Source organism: Corynebacterium suranareeae (assembly GCF_002355155.1).
Lineage (GTDB): Bacteria > Actinomycetota > Actinomycetes > Mycobacteriales > Mycobacteriaceae > Corynebacterium > Corynebacterium suranareeae.
In genome coordinates, this window is sequence record NZ_AP017369.1 from 2,426,089 (window position 1) to 2,438,315 (window position 12,227).

The 12,227-nt window shown below is 51.5% G+C and carries 9 protein-coding genes; all 9 read right to left on the reverse strand.

Annotation, left to right across the window (positions count from 1 at the left end):
* Nucleotides 1-2: 2 nt before the first annotated feature.
* The 9 genes from murD to N24_RS11280 all read right to left on the reverse strand — a co-directional run bounded on the left by murD (nucleotide 3) and on the right by N24_RS11280 (nucleotide 12,063).
* Complete coding sequence (murD, locus tag N24_RS11240; protein ID WP_096457018.1) at nucleotides 3-1,421, reverse strand: UDP-N-acetylmuramoyl-L-alanine--D-glutamate ligase; 1,419 nt, start codon at nucleotides 1,419-1,421, stop codon at nucleotides 3-5.
* 7 nt (nucleotides 1,422-1,428) lie between these two features.
* Nucleotides 1,429-2,529, reverse strand: coding sequence for a phospho-N-acetylmuramoyl-pentapeptide-transferase (gene mraY / locus N24_RS11245; RefSeq protein ID WP_096457021.1), 1,101 nt, complete (start codon nucleotides 2,527-2,529; stop codon nucleotides 1,429-1,431).
* A 7-nt stretch (nucleotides 2,530-2,536) separates the two neighbouring features.
* Entirely contained in the window at nucleotides 2,537-4,141 is a 1,605-nt protein-coding gene (locus tag N24_RS11250) for a UDP-N-acetylmuramoyl-tripeptide--D-alanyl-D-alanine ligase (RefSeq protein ID WP_096457024.1), read from the reverse strand.
* 9 nt (nucleotides 4,142-4,150) lie between these two features.
* Nucleotides 4,151-5,716: a UDP-N-acetylmuramoyl-L-alanyl-D-glutamate--2,6-diaminopimelate ligase gene (locus N24_RS11255; RefSeq protein WP_096457027.1), complete on the reverse strand. Its 1,566-nt coding sequence runs from the start codon at nucleotides 5,714-5,716 to the stop codon at nucleotides 4,151-4,153.
* Nucleotides 5,717-5,840: 124 nt separating this feature from the next.
* Nucleotides 5,841-7,796 (reverse strand): peptidoglycan D,D-transpeptidase FtsI family protein, encoded by a 1,956-nt coding sequence (locus N24_RS11260; protein WP_096457030.1) that lies wholly within the window; start codon nucleotides 7,794-7,796, stop codon nucleotides 5,841-5,843.
* 155 nt (nucleotides 7,797-7,951) lie between these two features.
* On the reverse strand, nucleotides 7,952-8,749 hold the full coding sequence (locus N24_RS11265) for a hypothetical protein (RefSeq protein WP_096457033.1): 798 nt from the start codon (nucleotides 8,747-8,749) through the stop codon (nucleotides 7,952-7,954).
* Nucleotides 8,746-9,759 (reverse strand): 16S rRNA (cytosine(1402)-N(4))-methyltransferase RsmH, encoded by a 1,014-nt coding sequence (gene rsmH / locus N24_RS11270; protein ID WP_096457036.1) that lies wholly within the window; start codon nucleotides 9,757-9,759, stop codon nucleotides 8,746-8,748. The genes N24_RS11265 and rsmH overlap by 4 nt, the downstream gene beginning before the upstream one ends.
* A gap of 246 nt (nucleotides 9,760-10,005) precedes the next feature.
* The gene (gene mraZ, locus N24_RS11275; protein WP_003856549.1) at nucleotides 10,006-10,437 is read right to left on the reverse strand and encodes a division/cell wall cluster transcriptional repressor MraZ; all 432 of its coding nucleotides are present in this window, start codon (nucleotides 10,435-10,437) and stop codon (nucleotides 10,006-10,008) included.
* Nucleotides 10,438-11,670: 1,233 nt separating this feature from the next.
* Nucleotides 11,671-12,063 carry a DUF3040 domain-containing protein gene (locus N24_RS11280; RefSeq protein WP_167382184.1) on the reverse strand — a complete coding sequence of 131 codons (393 nt, stop codon included), beginning with the start codon at nucleotides 12,061-12,063 and terminating at the stop codon, nucleotides 11,671-11,673.
* Nucleotides 12,064-12,227: the final 164 nt, after the last annotated feature.

Sequence of the window (12,227 nt, forward strand, 5' to 3'; positions counted from 1 at the left end):
GATCAGCCTTTCTTTTCCGATTGCCCTTTGATTGTGCCAATTATGCTGTGCGCAAAGAGATCGCCACGCTGACCCATACCTTTGAACATGTCCAAAGATGCCGCTGCTGGCGCCAGCAACACGGTGTCCCCATCTGTGGCGACGCGGAATGCTTCTGTAACAATCTCATCCATCGCTTGTTTTGGATCGGTGGATTCTGTCACAAACACCGCAGCATCCGGCGCATATTCATTCAAGGCTGCAACAACTTCTGCACGGTCAACACCAAGGACTAATGCAGCCTTGATCCGGTGCGCATGTTTATGCACAAGCGGTTTAATATCTGCGCCTTTTAGCTGACCGCCAACAACCCAAATAACGCTGTCATGTCCAGCAAGCGCAGAATCAGCGGCATGCGGGTTGGTGGCTTTCGAGTTATCGATAAACTTCACGCCATCAACCTCAGCTACTACCTGGCCTCGGTGCCCAGCAACCTCGAAAGTATCCAATGCACGCGCAATCGCCTCAGGGGCAACACCTTGAGAGCGCGCCACCGCAGCTGCAGCTAGAGCGTCCAAAACGCCGGCCGGGCCAGCGGGATTGATGCCATCAGCGGGGGCAAGCACCACATTATCGCCGTAGGCATTATCGACGAGATCCCCCGCCACCACACCCAGTTGTCCCTTATCTGGCGAAGCAGTAGTAAACCCAACCAGCTCCTCGAGTCCTGCTTCGTCAGCAAGTTCTACTAAGTACTCGTCATCTGCTCCGATGATGGCAACCTTGCCTTTGAGCACTGCTGTTTTAGCCAAGGCGTATTCACGCATGGAACCATGCCAGTCAATATGATCCTCGGCAAGGTTCAACACGACACCAGCATCCGGGGTAAAGGTTGGCGCCCAGTGCAATTGGAAGCTTGATAGCTCTGCAACGAGTACATCAATGCGGTTTTTTGCCACCAAAGCTTCAGCGACAGGAACACCAATGTTACCCACGGCCTTGGCGGTGAATCCGCCTTCATTCATCATCGCAGCCAGCATTGCCGTCGTCGTGGTTTTACCGTTAGTTCCAGTAACCGCAAGCCACGTATGTGGCGTGCCAAAAACACCAGCCTGGTCCAGGCGCCAAGCAAGCTCAACATCGCCGATAACCTCAAGGCCCTGGCGGTGGGCGTCGACAAGCAAAGGGCTTGTTGGGCGCCAGCCCGGTGAGGTAACGACGATCGAAAACGAATCTAATTCCGCCTGGGCTTGCGCTGTGCTGATATCTGCAACATCTACCACCTCAATGAGCATGTGGCGCGCGGTCTCATTGTCATCAGCGACAACGACATCACAGTGCAACTCACTGAGCATCTTTGCAATAGACAGCCCCGACACACCAGCGCCCGCAACCAAAATGCGCCCCTGAAGCGATGTGGGCAAATGAGAAAGAGAAACCATGAAAGATCTATACCTCCGCTAAGTGGAGCCAGTCGCTATAAAACACGCCAACACCAGCCAAAACCGCCATGATAGCTATCAGCCAAAAACGAATAGTGACAGTTGTTTCTGCCCAGCCTAAAGCTTCAAAGTGGTGGTGGATCGGAGCCATCTTAAATACGCGCTTTCCTCGAGTTTTAAACACACCAATTTGAATAGCAACAGATGCGATCTCGATAACAAACAAAGCGCCGATGATAACCATGAGCAATTCCGTGCGGCTAACCACAGACAATCCGGCAACCAAACCACCCAATGCCAACGAACCGGTATCGCCCATGAAAATCTTTGCTGGAGCTGCATTCCACCACAAAAATCCCAGCGTGGCACCAAGCCCTGCAGCACAGAGCACAGACAAATCAAGCGGATCCCGCACCGTGTAGCAGCCAGCCTCTACCGCGGTATCACACGAGTTTCTAAACTGCCAGAACGTAATCAACGTATATGCACCCATGACAAATGCAGAAGTACCCGCAGCAAGCCCATCAAGACCGTCGGTGATATTGACAGCATTCGACCATGCACTAACCACAACGTAGATAAAGATCAGGAAGACAATAATTCCGAAGATGCTGCCACCAAAACCAAGATCAATGGTGTCAATATCACGAATAAACGACAGATGAGTGGACGCCGGAGTCAGCCCATTTTCATCCGGGAACTGCAACACCAAGAAACCAAAAATCAACGCAATCGCCAGCTGCGACACCAACTTGGCCGTCTTGTTCAAGCCTAAGTTTCGGTTCATGTACAGCTTGATGAAATCATCAGCGAAACCAGTAGCACCAAGCCCCAACATCAAGCCCAACACAAGCAAGCCGGAGACTGTGAATCCACCAACGCCCTGGACCATGGCCAAGATATTGGTAAACACATAGGCCACGACAATGCCCGCGATAATAGCAATGCCACCCATGGTTGGAGTACCACGCTTACGCAAATGGGACTGCAAGCCTTCCTCACGGATCTCCTGCCCCAATTGACGATTTGTAAAATAGCGGATCAACACCGGGGTGAGAAAGATCGATACAAGGAACGCAACGGTTCCACTGATCATAATCTGCTGCATTGTTTTTCTACTGTCCTTCCACATTCCGGCGAGAATCGCCGTTTGCCGAGCTACTGGTGGTGCTCTGGTTTTGGCTCTGGCTTGGGTTTTGGCTCTGGCTTAGGTTTGGTGCCATGTTGTGCAAAGCTTCTGCAACCCGCCACAAACGATCCGCATTAGACGCCTTTACCAGCACTACATCATCGCGCTTTATACGCCTGCCAAGCAACTCAACAGCGCTCTCCACATCCGGCACGACGCTTGTCTGTACACCCAGATCTGCTGCTGATTGAGCAAGAGCTGCACAGTTGGGATTTTCTCCCACTGTGATCAACTGCGAAACATTGTATTTCGCTAACTCACTACCAAGTTCAGCATGTGCCTGTGTGGCGTCTTCACCCAACTCACCCATCTGCCCCAGCACCGCCCAACCAGTCGAATCAGGACGACCACTCACGGTATAAGCAAGTGCGGCAATTCCAGCACGCATAGAATCAGGGTTAGCGTTATAGGAATCATTGATCACTGTCACACCATCTGCACGAGTTTGCACATCCATGCGATGAGCCGATGTTGCAGAGTGAGATTCCAAACCAGCCACTACTACATCAGGGGCAACACCTGCCTCAACCGCAATGGCAGCTGCCGCAAGTGCATTAGCAACCTGATGTTGTCCGAAAACCTGCAAGGTAACCGGCCACGAACCATCTTTGGTGTTCAAAGTAAAACTAGCGCGAGCAACAGCATCTAAAGAGATATCAGATGCCCAATAGTCGGGATTGTGCACCGGGGAGCCATTCGCTGGGGCTTTAGTTGGGGCATTGGTTGAAAACCACACAACGCGTGCCTGGGTGCGCGATGCCATCTGTGCCACAAAAGGATCATCAGCATTAAGTACTGCTACCCCACCTGCATTGGCAGCGGGCAGTGCTTCAATGATTTCACCCTTAGCTTGGGCGATATTATCCCGTGAACCAAACTCTCCTAGGTGAGCACTGCCCACGTTAAGTACAGCTGCAATTTTTGGTGGAGCAATCTCAGTCAAGTGCTTAATATGCCCGATACCGCGAGCTGACATCTCTGCAACCAAATACTTGGTATCAGCTGTACAGCGCAAAACGGTATGAGGAAGTCCAAGCTCATTGTTAAAAGACCCTGGAGGGGCAACCGTTGGCCCATCTTGGCTAAGAATCGTTGCAATAAAATCCTTAGTCGACGTCTTTCCAGCAGATCCGGTAAGGGCTACAACGTTGAGCTGAAAACCTGCGACACATACGTCTACTACATTGCGTGCGAGCTTAGATAATGCAGCAACGACAGCTGCGCCATGGCCGTTAGGATCATGCACATAGATATCAGCGTTGGAGTCCTCCACGACAACAGATGGCACCACGATCGCAGGGGCGTCAACCTCACGGGCAGCTAAAACCGCAACAGCTCCTTTTTCAATCGCAGCAGCAGCAAACTCATGTCCATCCACGCGAGCACCCGGAAGTGCTAAAAATAGGCCACCTGGTGTTAAAGACCTCGAATCAAATTCCACGCTTGAGTACACAGGGGTGTCCGCCTGGGCGCCACCAGTTAACGTGCCGCCAACAATATCAGCGATCTCCCCAAGGGTCATTGTGATCATAGTTGTGGCCTATCCTTTATCCGTTGTCTGAGCATCCGTTTTGTGAGAAAGCTTGTTGTGCAAAGCCTCTCGAACTTGCTCACGGTCATCAAAATGGTGAGTTACACCAGCAACCAGCTGCCCCACTTCATGGCCTTTTCCAGCTACTACAATGCCATCTCCTGGCTGCGCCCACTGGACAAGCACACGAATTGCCTCTGCGCGATCACCAATCTCTAGCACTTCAACCTCACGCGGGGATTCTGCAGCCCCATCATGCGCACCTTGGGTTACAGCGGCACGGATGGTTGCTGGATCTTCAGACCGAGGATTGTCATCAGTGACAATAACCAGGTCAGCGCGTTGTGCTGACAATTGTCCCATGGGTCCCCGCTTAGTGGCATCTCGGTCACCGCCGGCGCCAATAACTACACCGAGTCGACCATCGATTTGTGCTCGCAACGTGTCTAGAACTGCTGCCACCGCAGCTGGCTTATGGGCATAATCCACCACGGCAAGGAAATCTTGTCCCTCATCGATGCGTTCCATGCGACCTGGAACGTGGACCTTAGACATACCTCTAGCAAAGGCCGAAGCATCCACTCCTACGCGTGTGGCAGCGGCAAAAGCGAGTGTAGCGTTTGCAATATTGAACGCACCTGGAAGGGCGAGTTCTACAGAATAAGACTCATTTTCGGGAGTGACAATGTGGAATTGCTGTGCACCAGAGTCACCAACAGAAATATCTACTGCACGGAAATCTGCTTCTTGGCCCTGGGTAGACACCGTTTGCGCATTCGCAGCCTCTTCGGCCATGCGCACACCCCAAGAATCGTCAATGCACACCACATGCTTTTGAGCAGCTAATGGTGAATCAGCACGGAAGAACAATGCTTTAGCATCAAAGTAATCTTCCATCGTGGGGTGGAAATCGAGGTGATCCTGAGACAAGTTGGTAAATGCAGCCACATCAAAATCAGATCCGGCAACGCGCCCCAAAGACAACGCATGGCTGGAAACTTCCATCACCACGTGGGATACGCCGTGATCACGCATGCGAGCGAATAAAGCCTGCAGTGTGGGTGCTTCCGGAGTGGTGAGTTTTGTTGGAACTGCCTCTCCATCGATGCGGGTACCAGTGGTGCCAATCAGACCCACCTTATGTCCGGCTTCTATGAGACCTTTTTCTAGAAGATAGCTAGTTGTAGTCTTCCCAGATGTTCCAGTCACACCAATGAGTGTGAAATCTTTCGAAGGCTCACCGTAAATCAAAGACGATGCTTGACCTAGAACTTCTCGGATATTTCCTACGACCACTACAGGACGGGTTTCTCCCGCCTCGCGGAGGATTTCAAACCCTGCTTCATCTGTCAAAATTGCAACAGCGTTTGCTGCACCATCTTTGTGCGCAAACTGAGCACCATGGGTACGCGTTCCAGGCACAGCTGCAAAGACAGCCTCACGCTCTGGGAAATTGGAGGAGTCTAAACCGATCGCAGAAAGGGAAAGATCTGCTGCGGTATCAGCGGCATCAGCAGAATCTCCAACAAGAGTGCCACCAATTATTTTGGTGAGATCCAGCAAGGTTATTGCCATGATTGTCTCCTCCACAGGTCGAGTAATAAAAGTTTTAAAGACGGGCACTTGGGTGATGCCCTTAAAGTTCACGCAGGTTCTAAATGTTGATTATGAAATTCTACAAAAGTCATTGCCTTAAGCTCTATTGAGCTTGAAGAACAATGGGCTCCGTTTCTGCTGATAGCGGAATATTGTCACGGTTGAGTAACCACGTAGCGATATCTTTGAACAGTGGTGCTGCTGTTTGTCCACCACCGCCGTGTACGCCTCGCTCTGGTTCATCGAGCATGATGGCAACCACAAATCGTGGATCATCTGCGGGAGCGATGCCAGCGAAAGTAATCCAGTATTGGGAGTTTGAATACGCGCCGGTATTTGGATCTACTTTCTGAGCTGTACCTGTTTTACCGGAGATTTGGTATCCCTCAATTGCAGCATCCGGTGCTGTACCCTGCTGGACACCCGTTGGGTCAACCTGGGTGACTGACCTAAACATATCCACGGTGGTTCGTGCAGCTTCAGCGCTTACTACTTGAACAGTATCTGGTTCTGGTTGTTCCAAAACTGTTCCATCAGAGTCGGTAACACTCTTAATGATCCGAGGCTCAATACGCTCACCATCATTAGCCAGGGCTTGGTAGATGCCAGCCATTTGCAGTGTGGTGATAGACATACCTTGACCGATTGGAAGGTTGGCAAATGTGCCACCAGACCATTGTTCCCGGGCAGGTAACAAACCTTGAGACTCACTCGGAAGCTCAATGCCGGTTGATTGGCCAACACCAAATCGCTCTAGGTATTCAGCAAATTTGTCCTCGCCAAGCCGCTCAGCAAGCATCAGGGTGCCAACATTTGAAGACTTACCAAACACGCCCGCAGTGGTATAAGGCACCACGCCGTGCTCCCATGCGTCCCGGACTGAAACTCCGGCCATTTCAATACTGCCCGGAACTTGCAGCACCTCGTCTGGGGTAGACAGTCCTTCTTGGATAACTCCGGCGGCCGTGATTACTTTAGCCACAGAACCAGGTTCAAAGGGGTGAGTCACAGAAGGGTTATCAAAGCTTTTTCCCTGCTCAATTTGCTTTCCGGTGTCCTCATTGGGGTTGATGGTATCGGTATTTGCCATCGCCAATACTTCAGCTGTTTTAGCATCAAGAACCACTGCTGAAGCATTTTCAGCCCCAGAGTTTGCTTTCGCTTGCTCCAATGCCTGTTGGACATAAGTTTGGAGGTCAAGATCAATCGTGAGTTCAACATTGGCGCCGTCAATCGCAGGGATCTGATCTCTTAACGTGCCGGGAATTGCCTGTCCCAAAATTGACATGTCTTGCGTAGAACGACCATTGTTGCCAGCAAGTAATGAATCATTGGATGCCTCAAAACCAAACTGGCCTTCACCATCCATGCTGATGCGGCCAATAATGTTCTCACCGATTGCACCGTTAGGGTACTGACGGATGTCTTGATGATCCGCAGCCACGCTTGGCATTTCATCGGTAATTTCTGATGCTACATCTGGATCCACATTGCGAACCAAAACCTCATACTGACTGTCAGCATTCAGCTTGTCCAAGATCTCCTCAGAAGAAATCCCAGTCACATCTTGATCATGAGATTTGATGATCTCTGGGATGCGATCTGCAATATTTTGAATGCGTTCTTCTACCTTGTCGGACAAGATTGTCTCCCGCTGTTCAGCGGAGGCAAAAACATACTCATTGCCCTCTTCAATAGTGACATAGCTAGCCACATTTTCTGGATCTGTTTCGTCAGCAGCCAGACGCAGGGCCAGATCAGTTCCGGTGCGTAACTCTTCCCGCATGATATTGGGCGAAACTGTGAGGGATCGTGCCTGCATGGTGTACGCAAGCTGATTTCCTTCACGGTCCATAATTGTCCCGCGTCGTGCAGGATCAACATAAACACGTGTGCGCTGCTCTGAAGCATTCAGAGACAGCTCCGGTCCCCACACAACTTGAACCCAACCAAGCCGGATGATTAAAACTCCAGCCAGCACCAAGGCAATGGCAGTAACCATGTTGACGCGTCGTTTGTGCGCGCCACCGTTTGATGAAGATTGAGGTCGATAGGTCACGCCATCTTCTTGAGGCATGCCTTTAGACTTGCGGCTTCTGCGGCTAAGTTCGCGCTCCCTGGCAGCCCTTCTACTTTCGTCCTGATATGCCGAACGGCGGGACGTGTCTTCACGTCCCGCTCGATCGCCTCGACTTCTGCCATTGCTGGGGAAAGTCACTGCCCTGCGCCACCTGCTTGTCCTGTGGTAGCCGCATAAGGAACAGGGTTACTCTGATACGGCGGAGCTGCTGCTTCTTGTGGAATTGCCTGAAGGTTTTCAGTCACTGCATTAGTTTCATCAGGGTTACTTGATGCCCGATTAGGTCGGGTCTGTTGTCCGTTGATGTCAACTATAGGGCGTGTGTCTGGGTTAGCTGCACGCTCTTCTACAATCTCACCGTTTTCTTGAACAGCAAGCACGCCTGGTTCAACTGGTGAGACTAGCCCCATCGCGGTAGCATTCGCTGCCAGCGTGGATGCAGAGCGAGCATCTTCAACATCGCGGTTAAGCGATTCAATGCGGTTGCTCAAATCCGTCTCGGTTGCCTGCAACTCTTGAAGCTGGAATGTCTGCTGCGTTGACGTACCGGATAGTCCCATCGTTGCGCCAACACCAATGCACAGCAAGATGACCACCAGCACCGATAGTTGAATTACTTTAGGATCAGCACGCTTAGCCTCCACACGACGGCCACGCACAGACATCACCTGCTGGGATCCCAGCTTGTGCTGCATCAAGCGCTTACGCGTTGGCTGCGCGCCCGGGTTTACTAGGGCCCGGGTGGTGTGGCGTCGTTCCGGCGCCGCTTCACGGCGAGGTTGTGTGCTTATCGACGCACCCCTCCCCGACGCCTCCGCTGTGGAGAAATCTCTACTCACCGACACCCGACGGCCATATCTGGGGTCGGTGTCAGCAACACGACGATCTCGAATCTTTCCCGACTCTGTGCGGGAACCATTTGTCATTGTCATGAGAGGTCTCCTGAGTTGTTAGCGATTCTTTCGATTGCTCTCACCTTCACAGGTGCAGCACGGGGGTTTTCTTCTATTTCAGCTTCTGAGGCTGTTTCGGCCCCACGGGTAACCTGCTTAAACTGCGGTGCAGTTCCAGGAAGATCCACAGGCAAACCGGGAGGTGTTTTCGAGGTAGTTAGATCCGTAAAGAATTTCTTTACCAGCTTGTCTTCATGGGACTGATAGCTCATAAAGACAGCACGCCCACCTACGTTGAGTGCATCAGTAATTTGCGGAAGCACGTTCTTTAAAGAATCAAGCTCGTTGTTCACCTCAACGCGCAACGCCTGGAATGTACGTTTGGCTGGGTGCCCTCCGGTGCGTCGGGTAGCTGCCGGAATGGTGTCGTACAAAAGCTCCACCAAACGAGCCGAGGTGGTAAATGGTTCTTTCTCACGCTCTTTAAGAACCGCTGACGCGATCTTTCCTGCGAAACGCTCATCACCATAGGTCTTTAGGATCCGTGCGATATCGCCGTGAGAGTACGTGTTCAAGATATCCGCAGCAGTAATGCCTTGAGTTGGATCCATACGCATATCAAGTGGTGCATCAGTACGGTAAGCAAAACCACGCTCCACCTGATCTAGCTGCATGGAAGAAACTCCCAGATCAAAAAGTGCGCCTGAGATTCCATGAGTCCTAGCAAGATCAATGATTGCGCCCTCGGCGGATTCTAAAACCTCGCTAAGTCCGTCGAAACGCGTTTGAACGCCGATGAAGCGCTCCCCGAAAGGCGCGAGCCGCTGGCGAGCATCTGTTAAGGCATTGTGGTCTCGGTCAAGCCCGATCAAGCGTGCTTTTGGAAACGTTTTAAGGAAAAACTCAGCGTGACCACCGGCACCAAGGGTCGCATCAACAATGACCGCGTTGTCTCCCATTGCTTCCACGTGCGTTGCGATCAATGCTGCCATTCGATCACGCATTACGGGAACGTGTCCGTGGTTGCCATCCAAGGAAAAATCTTCCATGTGCGTGTTCCCCCCTTTTCCTGCCGGCCTAGATGTCCAATGTCTTGTACTTATGTTTGTGGATAAAAAAACTGCGCGACAATGTTTTAGCCACTTATCACGCAGTCCATTTCCACAAATCACGGAGTGCGTACAGGGCCCCACTCGAAAAGTCTCGATCTGGTATCGGGGAAGTACACCAGAGCTACTTCTCGAGCAGAGTCCATACACGCGCTCCCTGCCAAATTAGGCAGTATTGCTCGTTTCCTAGAGCAATCCACCAAGGACATCATCTTCAGCTGCTGAGAAGGCAGCCTCCGTCTCTTCCTGATACGCGGCCCAGGCTTGAGCGTCCCAAATCTCCAGAAAATCCACCGAACCAATCACGACACACTCTTTGGTCAGCCCCGCATACGTGCGATGCGCCGCCGATAAAGTAATGCGCCCTTGGCCATCTGGTCGTTGTTCATCCGCGCTTGCTGCAAGGTTTCGAATAAACGCACGTGCCTCAGGGTTTGTCCGTGAAACTGCAGCTGCCTTGCGAGCCCTAGCTGCAAATTCTTCTTTCGGATAAACCGCGAGACTGTGATCTTGACCTTTTGTCACCATCAATCCCCCCGCAAGGTCCTCACGGAACTTTGCCGGAAGAGTCAGCCTGCCTTTGTCATCGAGTTTCGGGGTGTAGGTACCAAGGAACATCCTTGAAGTCCCCTTTCCCAGCTACTCAGTGGCTTAAACAGAACCAACAATTCAGTTTGTCTCTGAGGGTGCGAAGCAGTCTCTCATGCAAGACCACCACGCACCGCTGCAGCCCACAATACCCCACTTTCCCCCACCTGAATCAAGTGTTGCATCCATATTCCCCCACCGGCAGACAATCAACGCAGGTCATAGGCATAAAAAGAAAGTGGGGGTTGTTTTCGTGTCGCCCCCAAAACTCAACAACATTTTTCACACCACCCACTTAAGGCCATTTTTGCAGCACCTTCACCTCACTCACCTTTCGACTCATTTCCATCAATCTTCCAGGGGAAATGGCAGCAAACAAGCCAAAAACTCTTAATCTTCTTATCAAACTCTTAGAATTTTGGATCCTAGAAATTTGCCTCAATAGCAAGTGGGGGAAGGTGGGGACTCTCGGTGGGAGGAAGTGGGGATTGATCCTAACCGCCCCGGCCCCGAAGTATCAGCCGGATTTCATGACACCAAGGCCATCAACTTTCCTCACAACGCGAGGTTTTAACTATCGCCTTCTGCGACCAGGTAAGTATTTGCGTCATCCGTTTACGCGCCGTGGGCGCCGTGGGTTAGAAACGACTTTAATGAGGTCACTCTTGACCCCCATCGCCAGGTCGTACGCCTCACTTCACCTGGTGACCAAGAATGCTTATCCCCGAAAAGCTTCTGGTCATACAGAACGTTTTCCAGCCCTCCCAACTAGCCCTGGTGACCAAAAACCGTTAATACCCTCATGGGTTTGGCCATATACGACGGTTCTTAAAAACTCCCCACAAGATCCTGCCCCAAGTTGACACACAACCACCACATCCCCAGGTGGCGGTGCACACACCGACTGCACCACCAACTTCCACCCACATCGGGATAGATGTTCAACCGGAGGGTAAAGCGACCTAGATTAGCTAAGTAACTCAAGGATCCATGTTGGGCGAACACTTCCGTTTACCAACCCCCGATGCGTATTCGACAACAAGATGTTCTGATTTTGGCCACCTTTTCCGATCTTGATGCTGAATTTAGGCAGGCATGGAACACGGAAATATGAAGTTGCCCTTTGCCAGGATTGGGATGACTTTCATGTAATGCGCGCAGATTTAGCTATCCATAGAGAAGTGAGGAGCCACAGCCGATTAAAGCTGTAGCCCCTCACTGAATTACCCAACGGTGTTGGGAGAAGTCTTATTTAGTTACTTTCTACTTATTTCCCTCAAATCGACGACGGAAGTTTTCCTCCATCTTATCCCCGATTGTGGAATTTCCTGGCTGGCGATTCTTCGCATTGGAGGTGCGAGAGGCGACGGTGATCTTATTTGATCCATCTCCGCGCAACATCCACACTCCCGAGCCAAACATGACCAAGAATCCGATAATTCCGAGCGCAACGAACCACAATGTTTGCTGGCTTAATGCGACGCCGGCAACAAGAAATACAAGTCCGAGTACGAAAAGTGCGATTCCCCTGAGGGTTAATCCACCGCCTGTTAGGCCATTGTTACTTGCAACCGCTTTTCCAAATTTCGGATCATCTGCCATGAGCGCCTGCTCAATTTCGCGCAGTGCCCGTTGCTCCTGCTCTGAAAGTGACACGATGTCCTCCCGGTGGTTGTGTTGAGACATTTTTTCTTCTATGCCTTATTAACGCCCAGAATATCCAGATTGTTCCCCGTTATGCCAATAACGATTGAATCGAGGGGGTTACCCCTACTTCCCGTAGGCTCCGTTTTTGACACGGTGCCGTATCTCAGAGACCG

Excerpts from the sequence above, each read along its gene's own strand:
- murD (WP_096457018.1), bottom strand. The coding sequence starts at position 1,421 with ATGGTTTCTCTTTCTCATTTGCCCACATCGCTTCAGGGGCGCATTTTG.
- mraY (WP_096457021.1), bottom strand. The coding sequence starts at position 2,529 with ATGCAGCAGATTATGATCAGTGGAACCGTTGCGTTCCTTGTATCGATC.
- N24_RS11250 (WP_096457024.1), bottom strand. The coding sequence starts at position 4,141 with ATGATCACAATGACCCTTGGGGAGATCGCTGATATTGTTGGCGGCACG.
- N24_RS11255 (WP_096457027.1), bottom strand. The coding sequence starts at position 5,716 with ATGGCAATAACCTTGCTGGATCTCACCAAAATAATTGGTGGCACTCTT.
- N24_RS11265 (WP_096457033.1), bottom strand. The coding sequence starts at position 8,749 with ATGACAATGACAAATGGTTCCCGCACAGAGTCGGGAAAGATTCGAGAT.
- rsmH (WP_096457036.1), bottom strand. The coding sequence starts at position 9,759 with ATGGAAGATTTTTCCTTGGATGGCAACCACGGACACGTTCCCGTAATG.
- mraZ (WP_003856549.1), bottom strand. The coding sequence starts at position 10,437 with ATGTTCCTTGGTACCTACACCCCGAAACTCGATGACAAAGGCAGGCTG.